Genomic DNA, 17,547 nt, shown 5'->3' with positions numbered 1-17,547 from the left:
ACAGCTGGGCAGGCGCGGATCTTGCTGGCTATCCTGACCATCCAGCTACAGGGAGGTCACACTCATGGGCATCACGGCAGACAGTGGCGGCGTGCGTTCGGTGGAGCGGGCGCTGGCCATCGTCGACCTGCTTGGCGAACACCAGGCGCTGGGCCTGGAAGAACTGCATTACCTGACGGCGCTGCCCAAGGCCACGGTGTCGCGCATGCTCGCCACCTTGCAGGAGCAAGGCTGGGTCTACCGCGGCCTCAGCGACCGGCGTTACCGGCTGTGCGCGCGACGCCTGTTCGGTGACCGCCAGCTGCGTTTCAAGCGGCGCCTGGTGGAACACGCCGCGCCCATGTTGCTGGAGTTGAGCGAGCGCACCGGGTTGGTGGTTGACCTGTCATGTTTCGACGGCGAGCGGCTGGAGGTGATGGAAAGCGCCATCCCCCAGGTATTGCGCAAACGCTACCCGCACACCTGCCAGATCGTCGGCCATCATGCCAGCCTGTTCCACTCGGCGATGGGGCGGGCGTGCCTGGGTGAGTTGGCGGTCGATGAAGTGCAGCGCCTGGCGGCCCATGCGCGGGTGGGCGACGAGACGGTGCTGCGCGACATCGAGGAGGAAGCGAACAAGGGGTTCGGCCAGCGCACCGAAGGGCACTGGGAGTACCCGGTGCGCTTGCCGTTCCTGATCCGCGCGATAGCCCTGCCGGTGCATGCCGAAGGGCGCCTGGCCGGGAGCATTGCCTTGCACTGGCCGCTGGACCAGGCGCCGGTGGAGCGGGTGTTGAACCTGCACCTGAACAGCCTGGCTACAACGGTGGGGGAGGTGCAGCGGGCCTTGGTGGTTTGAGTCAGCCTGTGCCGGCCTCTTCGCGGGTAAACCCGCTCCCACAGGGTAAGTGCATTGCCCGAGGCTTGCTCGGTACCTGTGGGAGCGGGTTCACCCGCGAAGAGGCCAGTGCAGCAAACAACAAAAGAGGCTGTGTTCCGAGGCCCCTCAGCGCTCCAGGCTGTACATCCTGCATTCCGCCAGCAACGCCAGCAGGTTCGGCTCCCGCTCCCGCGCCTTGAGGAACACCACGCCGATATGCTGCTGCAAGCGATATTGCGGTTTCAGGGCAATCAACCTGACCCGGTTTTCGTACACCGCCGCGATACGCCCGGGCAGCAGGGCAAAGCCCACGCCCGAGCTGACCATGCTCAGCAGGGTGAAGATATCGTTCACCTGCATGGCCACCTTGGGTTCGAAGCCGGCCTGCTGGAACACCCGGGCGCCATCGCGGTGGGTGGCAAAGCCCTGGGTCAGGGTGATGAAGGTGGAGTTGGCCAGGTCGGCCAGGTCCACTTCGGCCTGCTCGGCGAAGGGTGAATCGATGGGCACGGCAAGGAAGATATCGTCGGAGAACAGCGGCAGCTGCTCGCAGGCCGGGTCGCTGACGCTTTCGTCGAGCGACACGAGGATGGCCTCCAGCTCGTGGTTCTTCAGGCGCTGTAGCAGGTCGACGTTGGAGCCCAGGGTCAGGTCGATGTTGAGTTCGCTACGGCGCAGCTTGAGGCCCATGACCAGCTTGGGCACGGTTTTCACCGTCAGCGAGTAGAGCGCGCCCAGGCGGAAGCGCTCGGCGTAGAAGCCGGCGGCCTCGCGGGTAAGGCGGACCATCTGCTCGGCGTCCTGGATCAGCTGGCGGGCTTTCTTTTCCAGCACGTAGGCGCTTTCCAGCGGGATCAGCTGGCGGCCTTCGTGCTTGAACAGCGGGCAGCGCAGTGCGCTTTCCAGCGAGTGGATGGCACGGTGCACGCTGACGGCGCTGGTGGCCAGCTCGACGGCGGCGCGGCCGAGGTTGCCGGTGCGCATGAAGGCGAGGAAGGTTTCCAGCTTCTTGAGGGTCAGTTCTTCGTCGATCAGCATGGGTTGACCTGGGTGTGCACAATGGCAGGGGCATGCATATTGCCTTGAAATCCTGGGGCCGCTTCGCAGCCCATCGCCGGCAAGCCAGCTCCCACAGGGATGGCGCATGGCTTGAGGCCGATGCGGTCGAGGGGGGAGTAACTGTCTTGTGCTGCCTGTTCTGGCCTGATCGCCGGCAAGCCAGCCCCCACAGGGATGGCGCATGGCTTGAGGCCGATGCGGTCGAGGGGGGAGTAACTGTCTTGTGCTGCCTGTTCTGGCCTGATCGCCGGCAAGCCGGCTCCCACAGGGATAGCGCATGGCTTGAGGCCGATGCGGTCGAGGAGGGAGCAACTGTCTTGTGCTGCCTGTTCTGGCCTGATCGCCGGCAGGCCAGCTCCCACAGGGATGGCGCATGGCTTGAGGCCGATGCGGTCGAGGGGGGAGTAACTGTCTTGTGCTGCCTGTTCTGGCCTGATCGCCGGCAAGCCAGCCCCCACAGGGACAGCGCATGGCTTGAGGCCGATGCGGTCGAGGAGGGAGCAACTGTCTTGTGCTGCCTGTTCTGGCCTGATCGCCGGCAAGCCGGCTCCCACAGGGATAGCGCATGGCTTGAGGCCGATGCGATCGAGGAGGGAGTAACTGTCTTGTGCTGCCTGTTCTGGCCTGATCGCCGGCAAGCCAGCTCCCACAGGGACAGCGCATGGCTTGAGGTCGATGCGGTCGAGGAGGGAGCAACTGTCTTGTGCTGCCTGTTCTGGCCTGATCGCCGGCAAGCCGGCTCCCACAGGGATAGCGCATGGCTTGAGGTCGATGCGGTCGAGGAGGGAGCAACTGTCTTGTACTGCCTGTTCTGGCCTGATCGCCGGCAAGCCAGCTCCCACAGGGACAGCGCATGGCTTGAGGCCGATGCGATCGAGGAGGGAGCAATTGTCTTGTGCTGCCTGTTCTGGCCTGATCGCCGGCAAGCCAGCTCCCACAGGGACAGCGCATGGCTTGAGGTCGATGCGGTCGAGGTGGGAGCTGGCTTGCCGGCGATGGGGCGCGAAGCGGCCCCGTATGCTCATTGCATGGATCCGATCAATGCCCACAACGCCGGGTCGTTGAAATCATCGATCACCAACCCGGCCCCCGCCGCCAGCAACCGCTCCGGCGTCTGGGTAGTGGCCACACCCACGGTAAAGATCCCCGCGCCACTCGCAGCCGCCACCCCCGGCAGCGAATCCTCGAAGGCCAGTGCCTGCCCGGCCTCGGCACCCAGCCGCTGCAAACCGGTCAGGTAGGGCAACGGGTCCGGCTTGGGCCGTGCCAGTTCCTCGGCCACCAGCACATGCGCGAAGCGCTGGCCCAAGCCCATGGCGTTCAACATGTGCTCGGCGTTCAGCCGCGGTGCGTTGGTCACCACGCACATGCCGATGTCATGAGCCTGGGCATGTTCCAGCAGGCGCACAAGGCCCGGCATCGGCTCAAGAGCCGGCGACATGTCGCGGAACAGTGCCTCCTTGCGGTCGGCCAGCTCCTGGCACTGCTCGGCACTGGCACCGGCAAACAGCTCGGCGAACAGCTCGCCGTTGGCGCGGCCGCTGACCTGGGCATCGAACTGCGCCTGGCTCAGCTCGCGCCCGTCATGCTCGCGCAGCAGTTGGCGAAAGGCCTGCAGGTGCAAGGTGTCAGTGTCGGTGAGGGTTCCGTCGAGGTCGAACAGCAGGGCAGTCAGCATTGGGTATCCAGGTCCAAAATCATGGGCGGGCCAGAAGAGAGATTCTTTGCCTTTGGAGTCACGTGAACTTCGCGACTTCCTGAGTGTACTGGAGTACGGCAGCCTTGGCAGAGCTGTGCTCGAACGCGAGGTTGGCGCCTGCGCGTCGAGTCAGCAACTGCCAAAGCTGGAAAGCCAACCGAGTAACCGGCCGTTGGCACGCTCCGGCTTTCGAAGTTTGGTCATCAGTTCTGGTTGGCGGAGGTGGCTGGGCGCAGGTAGCTGATCTTCTGCACCTTGCCGTCGCTGTCACGGTAGGTGAGGGTGGCGGTGTCGGCGTGGTCGGTGGCGTGGCCCGAGGCCTCCACCGCGATCACTTGGGCGATGTCCAGGTTCATGCCGTACTGGTACGGGGAGGCGGTCTGGGCGAAGGCGCCGACGCTGCTGCCGAAGGTCAGGGTGGCGATGGCGATTGCTTTGATGAAGGTCATGATCATGCTCCGTTAGCTTGGGTAGTGGGATCAGCGACTGCTTGCTGCCTGGGTTGAATATTGCGCGATAATATTTAGCGCACAAAATATATTTCCACTATCTGATCTATTGGAGCGCTGCATCGCCGGAAAGATTGTGTGGGTCGCGGCGAGGGCTGATATGTTTCCCGCGTACCGGTTTGCATCTGATCGACGCTGACCTATCAAGGAAGAAAAACAATGAAAACAGTGCTCGGCTTGTTGCTTTTTATCTGCCTGGACATACCTGCATTCGCTGGCTACAAGCCCATTGGCTTCAAGACCTCGACATTATCGGAGAGGCAAACAGACCGTCCGCTGGAGCTGGTCGTCTGGTACCCGAGTACGACCACTGCGCCACCACAGTTGATCGCTGATACCCCGGTTTTCAGCGGTGACCTCGCTGTGCGCGATGCACCTCCAGCTGCAGGCACGTATCCATTGGTGGTGCTTTCCCACGGCTTTCGCGGCAATTGGGGAAACCAGTCGTGGCTGGCCAGTGCACTGGCTCACCAAGGCTACATCGTGGCGGCGGTCAACCACCCCGGCACTACTACCCGCGATCGCAACCCTGAAGCCGCGGCACAGTTGTGGCGGCGTCCCATTGACTTGCAGCGGGCCATCGATGCGGTCATGGCCCAGGCGGATCAGTTCGGGCGGGTGGCGAAGGGCCAAGTTGCAGTGGTCGGCCACTCACTGGGCGGCTGGACCGCGCTGGAAATTGCCGGCGCCCGCTTTGATTCCAAGCGTTTTGCCCAGGACTGTTCCATCCATCCGCAGCTGTCGAGTTGCAGCGTCTACAAGCAGATCAATGCCGACAGCGCCCCGGCATCGAAAGCTCGACTGGGTGGCGATTTGCGCGACAGTCGTGTCACCGCCATCGTTACCCTGGATCTTGGCCTGTCACGTGGCCTGACCGATGAAAGCCTTGCGGCTTTGCCAGTGCCGACGTTGGTGATTGCGGCTGGCGCGCCTTCTGAAGACCTTCCCGCGCAGCTGGAATCTGCTGACCTTGCCAAGCGTCTGCCCTCGGCGACGAGTCGTTATGTCGAGATCGAGGACGCCAGCCATTTCAGCTTCTTGTCGACGTGCAAACCAGGCGCGATGGCGTTGCTCGAAGACGATGCTCCAGGGGATGGTGTCATTTGCCGGGACGGCGATAACGCCCGGTCGCGGGGGGCGATCCAGTTGCAGATCGCCTCGCTGGTGACTGAGTTCCTGGAGCAGCATTTTGGTCGTTGGTCTATGTAACGACGCAGCGATGGGGCGGAACGGTCTGCTCCGACTGGCTGTTACCGACCCACAGCGGGCATCTGTAACCGGGGCCGCTTCGCACCCCATCGCCGGCAAGCGCGGCTCCCACAGTGTCCCTGCTGATTCAATTCGCCATGTGCAGTCAGGTTTGCCGGACCAGCCATATAGCCTTCAGCATCATTGCGGTAGTTTCGCGGTCGCAATTGATCGCAGCCGCCAAACCGTCGACGAAGGGGGCTGTTCAGCGTGCTCCGAAAAGAGTACAAATGTGCTCCATGGACAATCTTACCCCAAAACGCCGCGCCATCTTCGAGTTCATCCGTGAGCGCATCGCCGACCACGGCCAGCCGCCGAGCCTGGCCGATATCGCCACGCGCTTCGGTTTTGCCTCGCGCAGTGTCGCGCGCAAGCACATCACCGCCCTGTGCCAGGCCGGCTACATCGACGTCACGCCGAACCAGGCGCGGGGCATACGCCTGGCCGAACGGCTGCGCCGCCCGGAAATCCTCGAAGTGCCGGTGCTGGGCCAGGTGGCGGCAGGCGCCCCCATCGGCCCGGACCTCGACATTCACGAGCAGTTGCTGCTCGACCCCAGCCTGTTCCGCCGTACCCCCGACTACCTGCTGAAGGTGCGTGGCGACTCGATGATCGACGACGGCATTTTCGACGGCGACCTGGTCGGCATCCTCCAGCAGGCCGATGCCCGCGATGGCCAGATCGTGGTCGCCCGCCTGGACGGCGAGGTGACCATCAAGCGCCTGCAGCGCCAGGGTGGCAATTACCGGCTGTTGCCACGCAACCCGGCCTATGCGCCTATCGATGTGCGGCCTGAACAGGAGTTCTTCATCGAAGGCGTGTTCTGCGGCTTGCTGAGGCGTGACTGATGGGCGCGGTGGTCGACCTCGACAGGTTGCTCGACCAGCGCCGGGTATGGCGCGGTCGGCAGGCCCAGGCGCGGCCGCTCGGCCTGCAGCCCACGGGCCATGCCGCCCTTGATCAATGCCTGCCGGAAGGTGGCTGGCCGGCGGCTGCGCTCAGCGAACTGTTGCTGGCCAGCCCCGGCTGTGGCGAATTGCAGCTGCTGTGGCCAACCCTGGCCCGCTTGAGCGCTGAAGCCAGCCGAATCGTGCTGGTGGCACCGCCATTCATTCCTTACGCCCCGGCCTGGCAGGCCGCGGGGGTAGACCTGCGCTGGCTGGTACAGGTGGACGCCGCACCTGCCGATGCCTTGTGGGCCGCCGAGCAGTGCCTGCGCTCCGGCAGTTGCGCGGCGGTGCTGTGCTGGCCGGAACGTGCCGATGACCGCGCCCTGCGGCGCTTGCAGGTGGCTGCCGAAACCGGCCAGGCGCTGGCCTTCGCCTGCCGGCCGCAACAGGCGGCGCACAACCCTTCGCCCGCAGCGCTGCGCATTGCCGTCGACACCCGCCCGGCACAATGGCGCGTGCTGAAAAGCCGTGGCGGCATGCCCCCGGCGCTGCCCATCGCCTGCCCGGGGCGGGGCTGATGCAACATGCTCTGGGCCTGCATCCTGCTTCCGCAGCTGGCGCTGGACACGGTCCTGCGTGAGCGTGACGACCCTGATACACCCCTGGTGCTGCTTGGCGGGCCGACCCAGCGACGCGTGCTGCAGGCGGTCAACCCGGCCGCGGCCGCGCTCGGCCTGCGGGCCGGGCAAACCCTGACGGCGGCGCGTGCGCTGGCCGATGGCTTCAGCTGCGTCGAAGCCGACCCCAGGCGCATCGACCAGGTGCAGCAGTTGCTGGCAGCCTGGGCCTACCGCTTCAGTGCCCAGGTCAGCCTGCACTACCCACGGGCGCTGTTGCTGGAGGTGGGCTCCAGCCTGCAACTGTTCGGCCCCTGGCCGCTGTTCGAGGCACGCCTGCGCCAGGAACTGGCGGAACTGGGCTTGCGCCAACGCATCGTCCTGGCCAGCAACCCGGTGGCGGCGCGCATGCTCGCCAACGCTCACGATGGCCTGGCCGTGAGTGACGCCGATGCCACCCGTGCGGCGCTGCTGGGCATGCCCATCGAGCGTATCGGCCTGCCTGCGCAGGCTGCCGAGGCCTTTGCCCGCATGGGCCTGCGCCAGTTGAGCCAGGTGCTGGCCTTGCCCCGCGACAGCCTGGCCAGGCGCTTTCCGGCCCAGGTGCAGCTGCACCTTGACCAGTTGCTCGGCCTGCGCAACCTGGGGCTGGGCTTCTACCAGCCGCCGGACCGTTTCGAAGCCCGCCTGGAGCTGAACTTCGACGTCGAATCGCACCAGGCCCTGCTGTTCCCGCTGCGGCGCATGCTCAACGACCTTGCCGCGTTCCTCGCCGGGCGTGACTGTGGCGTGCAGCGTTTCTGCCTGCACCTGGAGCACGCCGAAGGGCCGGATACCTTGCTGAAGGTAGGCCTGCTGGCCGCCGAACGCGATGCGGCAATGTTGTTCGAGCTGGCGCGCGGGCGCCTGGAACCGCTACGCATTCCCGCACCGGTGCGCAACCTGCGGCTGGTTGCCGAGGACCTGCCACCCTTCGTGCCGCAACACCAGGCATTGTTCGACCCGCGTGCGCAACAGGCGCAACCTTGGGAACAATTGCGCGAACGGCTGCGCGCCCGCTTGGGGGATGAGGCGGTCAAGGGCCTGAGCGCGGCAGCCGATCATCGCCCCGAGTGTGCCTGGCAAGCGGTAGAGCAGGGTGCCCAGGGCAACATGCCGGTCGTTCCTGGCAGCCGCCCTGGCTGGCTGCTGTCGGCCCCCATGGCGCTGGACGAAGGCGGCTATCGCCTGCAAGGCCATGCCGAGCGCATCGAGTCGGGCTGGTGGGATGGCGGCGATGTGCGCCGCGACTATTACCGCATCGAAACCCGCGACGGCCTGCGCGGCTGGGCCTACCGCGACCTGGGCAAGGCCGGCCCGTTGTGGCTGCAGGGCTGGTTCGCATGAACACCCCGGGTTATGCCGAGCTGCACTGCCTGTCCAACTTCAGCTTCCAGCGCGGCGCGTCGAGCGCCGACGAGCTGTTCCGGCGCGCGCGTGAACAGGGCTACCAGGCGCTGGCGATCACCGACGAATGTACCCTGGCCGGTATCGTCCGTGCCTGGCAGGCGGCCAAGGAACACCAGCTGCGGCTGATCGTGGGCAGTGAAGTGCAATTGCAGGACGGCCCCAGGCTGGTGCTGCTGGTGCAGGACCTGGCCGGCTACCAGAACCTGTGCGCGCTGATCACCCGGGCCCGGCGGCGGGCGCAGAAGGGCGAGTACCAACTGTTTCGCGATGACCTGCAGCAGCACCATCAGGGTCTGCTGGCATTGTGGGTAGCCGATGACAGCGGCGATGCCACCCCCGGGCAGTGGCTGCACGGCGTGTTCGGCGAGCGCCTGTGGCTGGCCGTGCACCTGCACCGCGGCAGTGACGATACCTTGCGCCTTGAACGCTTGCGTAGCCTGGCGGCCAGGGTCGGCATCCGCGCCGTGGCCTGTGGCGACGTGCACATGCACGTGCGCGGTCGTCGCGCCCTGCAAGATTGCATGACCGCCATTCGCCAGCATTGCCTGGTGGCCGAGGCCGGGCGCTTCCTGTTTGCCAATGGCGAGCGGCACCTGCGCAGCCAGGCGCAACTGGGCGAGCTCTATCCCGCCGACCTGCTGGCCGAGACCTTGGCGATCGCGGCGCGCTGCCAGTTCGAACTGAGCGAATTGAAATACCAGTACCCACGCGAACTGGTGCCCCAGGGGCATAGCCCGGCGAGCTGGTTGCGCGAATTGTGCCAGCAGGGTTTGCCGTCGCGCTGGCCAGACGGGCCGAGCAGCAAGGTGCGGGATGTGCTGGCCAAGGAGCTGGCGCTGATCGAGGAGCTGGGCTACGAAAGCTACTTCCTGACTGTGCACGACATCGTCGCCTTCGCCCGCAGCCAGCGCATTCTGTGCCAGGGGCGGGGCTCGGCTGCCAACTCGGTGGTGTGCTTCGTGCTGGGCATCACCGAGCTCGACCCCATGCAACACCACCTGTTGTTCGAGCGCTTCCTGTCGCGCGAGCGCAACGAGCCGCCGGACATCGACGTGGACTTCGAGCACGACCGGCGCGAGGAGGTGATCCAGTATGTGTTCCGCCGCTATGGCCGGCACCGGGCGGCGCTCACTGCGGTGGTCAACACCTACCATGCCGCCGGTGCGGTGCGGGATGTGGCGCGGGTGCTGGGGCTGCCGGCCGACCAGGTGGACGCCCTGGCCAAATGCTGTGGCCGCTGGAGCGATCGCATACCCGACGACCAGCGCCTGGCCGAGGCCGGCTTCGAGGCGGGCAGCCCTTCGCTGCGCCGGGTGCTGGTGCTGGCCGGCGAACTGATCGGCTTCCCTCGGCACCTGTCACAGCACCCGGGCGGCTTCGTTATCTCGCAGCAACCCCTGGACGAGCTGGTGCCGGTGGAGAATGCCGCGATGCCGGAGCGCACGGTGATCCAGTGGGACAAGGACGACCTGGACATGGTCGGCCTGCTCAAGGTCGACGTGCTGGCGCTGGGCATGCTCAGCGCCTTGCGCCGTTGCTTCGACCTGCTGCAACGCCACCGTGGCCGGCACCTGACCCTGGCGACCATCCCCGCCGAAGACCCGGCCACCTACGCGATGATCAGCCGTGCCGAGACCATGGGCGTGTTCCAGATCGAGTCCCGCGCGCAAATGGCCATGTTGCCGCGGCTTCGGCCGAAAAAGTTCTACGACCTGGTCATCGAGGTGGCCATCGTCCGCCCCGGGCCGATCCAGGGCGACATGGTCCACCCTTATCTGCGCCGGCGGCTGAAGCAGGAGCCGGTGACGTACCCCTCGCCGCAACTGAAGGAAGTGTTCGAGCGTACCCTGGGCGTGCCGCTGTTCCAGGAGCAGGTGATGGAACTGGCGATGGTCGCGGCCGACTACACCCCGGGCGAGGCCGACCAGTTGCGCCGCAGCATGGCCGCCTGGAAGCGCCACGGCGGCCTGGAGCCGCACCGCGAGCGGCTGGTGCAGGGCATGTTGCGCAATGGTTATGACTTGGCGTTTGCCGAGCGCATCTTCGAGCAGATCAAGGGCTTTGGCAGCTATGGCTTTCCGGAGTCGCACGCGGCCAGCTTTGCCTTGCTGTGCTATGCCAGCAGCTGGCTCAAGTGCCATGAACCGGCGATTTTCACCTGCGCGCTGGTCAACAGCTGGCCCATGGGCTTCTACAGCCCCGACCAGTTGCTGCAAGAGGCCCGGCGCCAGGGTATCGAGGTCAGGCCGGTGGATGTGTGCCACAGTGACTGGGACTGCACGCTCGAGCCTGAGCCTGGAGAGGTGCTGGCCATTCGCATGGGCTTGCGCCTGGTGCGCGGCCTTGCCGAGGCCGATGCCAGGCGCCTGGAGCAGGCGAGGGCGCAGCGGCCATGGCGCGATGTCCAAGACCTGTGCCTGCGTGCCGGGCTCGATTCGCGTGCCCGCGCCCACCTGGCCGATGCCGGCGCGCTGCGCGCCTTGGCCAGCGACCGGCACCAGGCGCGCTGGCAGGTGGCGGCGGTGCAGCCGCAGTTGCCTTTGTTCGCCGATATCGAGGCCTTGCCGGAAAGCACCGTCGAACTGCCCGTTCCCAGCGTGGCAGAGGACCTGATGGCCGATTACCAGGCCCTGGGTACCACGCTTGGGCCGCATCCCTTGACCTTGTTGCGCTCACGCCTGCGGGCACTGGGCTGTCGCAGTTCGCGCGAGCTGCAAGATGTCGGGCATGGTGACAACATTGCCGTGGCCGGGCTGGTGGTGGGCCGCCAGCGGCCCCAGACCGCCAGTGGCGTGACCTTCGTCACCCTGGAGGACGAGCACGGCATGGTCAATGTGGTGGTGTGGCGGGCGCTTGCCGAACGGCAGCGGCGGGCGCTGGTGGGGTCGCAGTTGCTCAAGGTCAGCGGGCGGCTGGAGCAGGAGAATGGCGTGCGCCACCTGATAGCACGGCGGCTGGAGGATGTGAGCCCGCTGTTGCAAGGGCTGGACGTACGCAGCCGGGATTTCCATTGATCCCCGGCACCTCACGCAAAACCCTGATTTTTGCGCGGTCCCTGTGGGAGAGGCTTTAGCCGCGAACACCGGCGCAGCCGGTGCCATGCACCGCGCTGGATTCTTCGCGGCTAAAGCCGCTCCCACAGGGTGCGAGGATTGCTTGCGAATTCAGTTATCTTCGCGACAGTCGCTACACCATCGCCAACCGCTGCTTGCGCGTCGGTGCCGGGAACGCCCGGTCGATCGCCCGCAGGTCTTCGCTGGTCAAGGTCAGCATACCCGCAGCCGCATTCAACCGCACATGCTCGGGCGTCACGGCCTTGGGGATGGCTATCACCCCATCATCACGGGTCACCCAGGCCAGGCTGACCTGGGCCGCCGTGGCACCATGGCGCTCGGCGATTTCCGCCAGCACCGGGTGCTGCAGCAGGCGCCCGGCCTGGGCCAGCGGGCAGTAGGCCATGGTCGGCAGCGCGCGCTTTTCGCACCACGGCAACAGGTCGAACTCGATGCCACGCTGGGCCGGGTTGTACAGCACCTGGTTGGTGGCGCAATCGGGGTTGTGCAGTTCGCGCAGGTCGTCGACGTCGAAATTGGAAACACCCCAGCGCTTGATCTTGCCTTGCTCGCGCAAGCGCTCGAAGGCCTCGACGGTTTCCTCCAGTGGGTGCTGGCCACGCCAGTGCAGCAGGTACAGGTCGATGCAGTCGGTGCCCAGGCGCGTGAGGCTGCGTTCGCAGGCCGCCGCCATACCGCGCCGGCTGGCATTGTGCGGGTACACCTTGCTGACCAGGAATACCTGGTCGCGGCGCCCGGCAATGGCCTGGCCAACCACGTTTTCCGCGCCACCTTCGGCATACATCTCGGCGGTATCGATCAAGCTCAGGCCAAGTTCGATACCCTGTTGCAGGGCCGCCACCTCGGCCGCCTTGCGGGCCGGATCTTCACCCATGTACCAGGTGCCCTGGCCGATGGCCGGAACGCTCGAACCTGCCAGTTTCACGTAACGCATGTCACCTCCGGGATGCGGGTATTGGAAAGCAGTACCTCAAGCAGCGCTTGCGCCGCCGTGGAAAGCTTGTGTTCGCTGAGGGCAATCACGCCGATGCGGCGCTCGACCGTGGGCTCGACCAGGGTGACGCAGCGGGCGCCAAGCTCCTGCATCTGGTTGATGCACAGCGCCGGCACGGCACTGACCCCCAGGCCACTGGCAACCATGCGGCCGATGGTCGACAGCTGGTGGCTCTCGAAAGCCACCGCCAGTTTGCCGTGTTGGGCGGCCACGTTCTGCTCCATCAGCAGGCGCACCGCCGAAGGGCGTTGCAGGGCCACGAAGTCTTCGGCAAGCAACTGTGCCCAGCTGACCTGGGGCAGCTGCGCCAAGGGCGAATCGGCGGGCACCACGGCGACGAAACGGTCCATGTACAACGGGTGGAAATCCAGGCCATCGATGTTGTCCGGTTCGAAGCCGATGCCCAGTTCGACGCGGCGATGGCGCACCAGTTCCTGCACCTGTTCGTTGATCACATCGTGCACCGTGACGTTGACCTTCGGGTATCGCTGGCGAAATACCTTCAGCGAGTAGGGCAGCAGGTTGCCGGCAAAGGCCGGCATGGCCGCCACCGAAACCCGGCCCAGTTGCAGGGTGAAACGCTGGCGCAGCATTTCTTCGGTGTCGTCCCAGTCGGCCAGCAGGCGCCGCGCCAGTGGCAGCAGTACCTCGCCCTCGGCAGTCAGGCTGACGCTGCGTGTTGTGCGGCTCAGCAGGGCGCCGCCAAGGTTTTCTTCCAGGGCCTTGATGGTCAGGCTCAGGGCCGGTTGCGAGACATGCAGGTGTTCACCGGCCTGGGCGAAGCTCTGGTACTTGGCCACAGCGACAAAGGCGCGCAGTTGCTTGACGTTCATGACAGGCCTTTTGGTTGTTTTGCAAAAGTTATCAATCGATGATGAAAACAAAATTAACAAATCAGTCGCTTGCGGTGAAGATGTCCCCACACGCTCACCGACAGCCTCGTCGGTTCAACAACTACAAAAGGCGGATCAGCATGGCCGGACTGGACAAGCGCGTTGCAACCTATGAACAGGCCCTCGAAGGCCTGACCGACAACATGACGGTACTGGCTGGTGGTTTCGGCTTGTGCGGCATCCCGGAAAACCTTATCAGCGAAATCAAGCGCCGTGGCGTCAAGGGCCTGACCGTGGTCTCCAACAACTGCGGTGTCGATGGCTTTGGCCTGGGCGTGCTGCTGGAAGACCGGCAGATCCGCAAGATGGTCGCTTCCTACGTGGGCGAGAACGCCGAGTTCGAACGCCAGTTGCTGAGCGGCGAGCTGGAAGTGGAGCTGACCCCGCAAGGCACCCTCGCCGAGAAAATGCGCGCCGGTGGCGCCGGCATCCCGGCCTTCTACACGGCCACCGGCTACGGCACCCCGGTTGCCGATGGCAAGGAAGTGCGCGAGTTCAACGGCCGCAAGTACATCCTCGAAGAATCCATCACTGGCGACTTCGCCATCGTCAAGGGCTGGAAGGCCGACCACTACGGCAACGTGGTGTACCGCAACACCGCGCAAAACTTCAACCCGCTGGCGGCCACCGCCGGCAAGATCACCGTGGTCGAAGTGGAAGAGATCGTCGAACCTGGCGTGCTGCTGCCCAGCGAGATCCACACCCCGGGCATCTACGTGGACCGCGTCATCGTCGGCACCTTCGAAAAGCGTATCGAAAAGCGCACCGTCAAGGCCTGAGCGCCATCCACCAGAACAACAAAGAGATCCTGACCATGGCACTGACCCGCGAACAGATGGCGCAACGCGTCGCCCGTGAACTGAAGGACGGCTACTACGTCAACCTGGGCATCGGCATTCCGACCCTGGTGGCCAACTACGTACCCGCCGACATGGATGTGATGCTGCAATCGGAAAACGGCCTGCTCGGCATGGGCGAATTCCCCACCGAAGGCACCATCGATGCCGACATGATCAACGCCGGCAAGCAGACCGTCACCGCCCGCCGCGGTGCCTCGATCTTCGATTCGGCGCAGTCGTTCGCCATGATCCGTGGCGGCCATGTCGACCTGACTGTGCTCGGCGCTTTCGAAGTGGATGTGCAAGGCAACATCGCCTCGTGGATGATCCCGGGCAAGCTGGTGAAGGGCATGGGCGGCGCCATGGACCTGGTGGCCGGTGCCGAGAACATCATCGTCACCATGACCCACGCTTCCAAGGACGGCGAGTCCAAGCTGCTGCCGCAGTGCAGCCTGCCGTTGACCGGCGCTGGCTGCATCCGCAAGGTGCTGACCGACCTGGCCTACCTGGAAATCGAAGACGGCGCCTTCATCCTGCGCGAGACCGCGCCCGGGGTGAGCGTTGAGGAAATCATCGAGAAAACCGCCGGCAAGCTGATCGTGCCGGATGATGTGAAGGAAATGACCTTCTAACGCATCATGTGATCCTACCCTGTGGGAGCGGGCGTGCCCGCGAATGCTGCGGTGAATTTACCGACGCATTCGCGGGCACGCCCGCTCCCACAGGGTTTTTGCGTTGTCTGGCAGTACTGCTTTACCTCATAAAACCAATAAAAGGAATTGAACTGTGGCCGCTGAAATCCAAGACAGCCGTTCCGCGCGCTTTGCCTTGCGCTGCTCCAACTGGGCCGAACGCTGGTTCCCCGATTCCTGGGTGTTTGCCGCCCTGGCGGTGCTGCTGGTGTGCATCGGCGCCCTGGCCATGGGCGCCAAGCCGACCGACACCGCCAAGGCCTTTGGCGATGGCTTCTGGAGCCTGATCCCGTTCACCATGCAGATGGCCTTCGTGGTCATCGGCGGCTATGTGGTGGCCAGCTCGCCGCCCGCGGCGCGGCTGATCGACCGCCTGGCGCGCATCCCCGGCAATGGCCGTTCGGCAGTGTGCTGGGTGGCGCTGATCTCGATGCTGGCATCGCTGCTCAACTGGGGCCTGTCGCTGGTGTTCGGCGGCCTGCTGGTGCGCGCCCTGGCCCGGCGCACCGAACTGAAGATGGACTACCGCGCCGCCGGTGCAGCCGCCTACCTGGGCCTGGGTGCCGTGTGGGCGCTGGGCCTGTCTTCGTCGGCGGCGCAACTGCAGGCCAACCCGGCCAGCCTGCCACCGTCGATCCTGTCGATTACCGGGGTGATCCCGTTCACCGAAACCATCTTCCTCTGGCAGTCCGGCGTGATGCTGGCGGCGTTGGTGGTGGTCTCGCTGGTGATCGCCTACGCCACGGCCCCGGGCCCGAACAGTGCGCGCAGCGCCCAGGACTGCGGGGTCGACCCCAGCTTCACCGCGCCACCGGCACCCCAGCGCACCCGCCCGGGCGAGTGGCTGGAACACAGCCCCATCCTGATCCTGCTGCTGGTGGCCCTGGCTGCCGGCTGGTTGTACCAGGAGTTCGCCACCAAGCCGGCGATTACCGCCATTTCCGGGCTGAACACCTACAACCTGTTGTTCATCATGCTCGGTGCCTTGCTGCACTGGCGCCCGCGCAGCTTCCTCGATGCGGTGGCGCGCGCGGTGCCGACCACCACCGGGGTGCTGATCCAGTTCCCGCTGTATGGCTCGATCGCGGCCATCCTCACCCAGGTGAAGGGCCTCGACGAGCAGACTTTGGCCCACCACATTTCGCTGTTCTTCACCCAGATCGCCACGCATGACACCTATGCCGTGCTGATGGGCGTGTATTCGGCGGTGCTGGGCTTCTTCATCCCATCGGGTGGTGGCAAGTGGATCATCGAGGCACCTTACGTGATGCTGGTGGCCAATGACCTGCAGTACCACCTGGGCTGGGCAGTGCAGATCTACAACGCCGCCGAAGCCTTGCCGAACCTGATCAACCCGTTCTACATGCTGCCGCTGCTGGGGGTACTGGGGCTCAAGGCACGCGACCTGATCGGCTTCTCGTTCGTGCAGTTGCTGGTGCACGTGCCGCTGGTGCTGGTGTTGCTGTGGGCATTGGGTACGACGTTGCAGTACCTGCCGCCGGTGATGCCGTAAAGTCGGGCCGCTGCGCGGCCCATCGCTGGCAAGCCAGGCTCCCACATCGACTGCATTGGCCCCAAGCCATGCGCAGTACCTGTGGGAGCCTGGCTTGCCGGCGATGGGCTGCACAGCAGCCCCAGCATTTCCTGAGCAGTCCACGTATGATGGCCAGGCTGCCTTCGCCTGGGAAACCCGCGTCACATGTCTATCCGATTGAAACTGCTGCGAAAGAAACTGGGGATGACCCTGGAGCTGCTGGCCGACAAGACCGGCATGACCAAGAGCTACCTGTCCAAGGTCGAACGTGGCCTGAATACCCCCTCGATCGCCGCCGCGCTGAAGCTGGCGCGGGCACTGAATGTCAATGTCGAAGAACTGTTCGCCGAAGAGCAGGCCGGCCAGAGCCGCTACAGCCTGGTGCGCCATGGCGAGCGCCAGGCCCTGGTGGGTGACGGGGCAGGGCCGGGCTACGCGGCCCTCACCAGCCAGGTCGGGCAGCGCAGCCTGCTGCCTTTCCTGATCCAGCCGCCGACCGAGTTCAGCGACCCCACGTTCAAGGAACACCTGGGCGAAGAATTTCTGTTCGTCCACGCCGGCCAGGTGGAGGTGGACTTCATGAACGAGCGGGTGCTGCTGGAGCAAGGCGATGCCCTGCATTTCAATGCCCAGACACCCCACCGGCTAAGGTCGGTGGGGCCGCTGCCGGCGCAGTTGCTGGTCGTGGTACACCACGCAGACGAGTAACACGTTGGGGCGCCAAAGCCCCACGGCCTTGCCTTTCTCAGCGATGAAACGTTGGCGCCACCAAGACAGCGCCCTTTGCTCAACTTGTACGTCGATATTTTGACGATACTGTTGGGCGCCTATTGAATTTTATTATAGTGTCGAATCGTTGACGCAATGTCATTGTGTTCATAAGCTCAATTCAACAGTGAAACAACTCCCGAACACCACGCCAACAAATAGTTGATTTTCCTCTTTACAGGAGGGGCGTATGCGCACGGCTCTGATTATCAAATCGATGTCTTTGCTGGCGCTGATGAGTGGCGCGGCGCGTGCGGCGGATATGTATATCAATCAGAACAGTATCATCCCTGTTTCAACCGCAGGGTGGTTCTTTGCATTTGCTGTCGTTGGCTTTGTGGCAGTCGCCAACAGGAAACAGATCTGAGTCCGCCAGCCTGGGTTTAACCCTTGACACCAGCGGCCCGGGGCCTGGCTTGTCAA

General features: G+C 64.9%; 16 protein-coding genes. 11 read left to right on the top strand and 5 right to left on the bottom strand.

The genetic code is table 11. The features are described from left to right. Positions 1–64: 64 nt before the first annotated feature. Positions 65–838, top strand: coding sequence for an IclR family transcriptional regulator (locus ABX298_RS24265; protein ID WP_025339264.1), 774 nt, complete (start codon positions 65–67; stop codon positions 836–838). A gap of 147 nt (positions 839–985) precedes the next feature. Here ABX298_RS24265 and ABX298_RS24260 read toward each other — a convergent pair whose 3' ends face one another. The 3 genes from ABX298_RS24260 to ABX298_RS24250 all read right to left on the bottom strand — a co-directional run bounded on the left by ABX298_RS24260 (position 986) and on the right by ABX298_RS24250 (position 4,066). After that, a complete protein-coding gene (locus ABX298_RS24260; protein WP_367393756.1) occupies positions 986–1,897 on the bottom strand; it encodes a LysR substrate-binding domain-containing protein in 912 nt (303 codons plus the stop codon). A gap of 1,042 nt (positions 1,898–2,939) precedes the next feature. Then, the gene (locus ABX298_RS24255) at positions 2,940–3,596 is read right to left on the bottom strand and encodes an HAD family hydrolase (RefSeq protein ID WP_367393755.1); all 657 of its coding nucleotides are present in this window, start codon (positions 3,594–3,596) and stop codon (positions 2,940–2,942) included. A 224-nt stretch (positions 3,597–3,820) separates the two neighbouring features. Further along, positions 3,821–4,066, bottom strand: a complete 246-nt coding sequence (locus ABX298_RS24250) for a DUF2790 domain-containing protein (RefSeq protein ID WP_084785190.1) — start codon at positions 4,064–4,066, stop codon at positions 3,821–3,823. Positions 4,067–4,285: 219 nt separating this feature from the next. On the opposite strand from ABX298_RS24250, the gene ABX298_RS24245 reads away from it, so the two are divergent. The 5 genes from ABX298_RS24245 to ABX298_RS24225 all read left to right on the top strand — a co-directional run bounded on the left by ABX298_RS24245 (position 4,286) and on the right by ABX298_RS24225 (position 11,344). Beyond that, positions 4,286–5,335 (top strand): alpha/beta fold hydrolase, encoded by a 1,050-nt coding sequence (locus ABX298_RS24245; RefSeq protein ID WP_317410385.1) that lies wholly within the window; start codon positions 4,286–4,288, stop codon positions 5,333–5,335. Positions 5,336–5,604: 269 nt separating this feature from the next. Continuing rightward, positions 5,605–6,222, top strand: a complete 618-nt coding sequence (lexA, locus tag ABX298_RS24240; protein ID WP_025339260.1) for a transcriptional repressor LexA — start codon at positions 5,605–5,607, stop codon at positions 6,220–6,222. Beyond that, entirely contained in the window at positions 6,222–6,842 is a 621-nt protein-coding gene (gene imuA / locus ABX298_RS24235) for a translesion DNA synthesis-associated protein ImuA (RefSeq protein ID WP_025339259.1), read from the top strand. The genes lexA and imuA overlap by 1 nt, the downstream gene beginning before the upstream one ends. 6 nt (positions 6,843–6,848) lie before the next feature. After that, on the top strand, positions 6,849–8,267 hold the full coding sequence (locus ABX298_RS24230) for a DNA polymerase Y family protein (protein ID WP_085704427.1): 1,419 nt from the start codon (positions 6,849–6,851) through the stop codon (positions 8,265–8,267). Next, positions 8,264–11,344 carry an error-prone DNA polymerase gene (locus tag ABX298_RS24225; protein ID WP_367393754.1) on the top strand — a complete coding sequence of 1,027 codons (3,081 nt, stop codon included), beginning with the start codon at positions 8,264–8,266 and terminating at the stop codon, positions 11,342–11,344. The genes ABX298_RS24230 and ABX298_RS24225 overlap by 4 nt, the downstream gene beginning before the upstream one ends. 172 nt (positions 11,345–11,516) lie before the next feature. Here ABX298_RS24225 and ABX298_RS24220 read toward each other — a convergent pair whose 3' ends face one another. Both ABX298_RS24220 and ABX298_RS24215 read right to left on the bottom strand, forming a co-directional pair. Continuing rightward, positions 11,517–12,338, bottom strand: a complete 822-nt coding sequence (locus ABX298_RS24220; RefSeq protein WP_075045304.1) for an aldo/keto reductase — start codon at positions 12,336–12,338, stop codon at positions 11,517–11,519. Next, complete coding sequence (locus ABX298_RS24215) at positions 12,326–13,231, bottom strand: LysR family transcriptional regulator (RefSeq protein WP_025339255.1); 906 nt, start codon at positions 13,229–13,231, stop codon at positions 12,326–12,328. Before ABX298_RS24215 ends, ABX298_RS24220 begins: the two co-directional genes overlap by 13 nt. A gap of 140 nt (positions 13,232–13,371) precedes the next feature. Between ABX298_RS24215 and ABX298_RS24210 the strand changes: the two genes are divergently transcribed. The 5 genes from ABX298_RS24210 to eppA all read left to right on the top strand — a co-directional run bounded on the left by ABX298_RS24210 (position 13,372) and on the right by eppA (position 17,491). Next, the gene (locus ABX298_RS24210; RefSeq protein WP_015270421.1) at positions 13,372–14,070 is read left to right on the top strand and encodes a CoA transferase subunit A; all 699 of its coding nucleotides are present in this window, start codon (positions 13,372–13,374) and stop codon (positions 14,068–14,070) included. A 35-nt stretch (positions 14,071–14,105) separates the two neighbouring features. Then, positions 14,106–14,762, top strand: coding sequence for a CoA transferase subunit B (locus ABX298_RS24205; protein WP_025339254.1), 657 nt, complete (start codon positions 14,106–14,108; stop codon positions 14,760–14,762). 154 nt (positions 14,763–14,916) lie between these two features. Further along, positions 14,917–16,335 (top strand): short-chain fatty acid transporter, encoded by a 1,419-nt coding sequence (locus ABX298_RS24200; RefSeq protein ID WP_075045303.1) that lies wholly within the window; start codon positions 14,917–14,919, stop codon positions 16,333–16,335. A 186-nt stretch (positions 16,336–16,521) separates the two neighbouring features. Continuing rightward, complete coding sequence (locus ABX298_RS24195) at positions 16,522–17,064, top strand: helix-turn-helix domain-containing protein (RefSeq protein WP_075045302.1); 543 nt, start codon at positions 16,522–16,524, stop codon at positions 17,062–17,064. A 250-nt stretch (positions 17,065–17,314) separates the two neighbouring features. Next, a complete protein-coding gene (eppA, locus tag ABX298_RS24190) occupies positions 17,315–17,491 on the top strand; it encodes an EPS-associated small membrane protein EppA (protein ID WP_075045301.1) in 177 nt (58 codons plus the stop codon). The last annotated feature ends 56 nt before the right edge of the window (positions 17,492–17,547 follow it).

The organism is Pseudomonas sp. X4, assembly GCF_040784925.1.
Classification (GTDB): Bacteria; Pseudomonadota; Gammaproteobacteria; order Pseudomonadales; family Pseudomonadaceae; genus Aquipseudomonas; species Aquipseudomonas putida_Z.
This window is presented reverse-complemented; position numbering and strand designations above follow the sequence as displayed.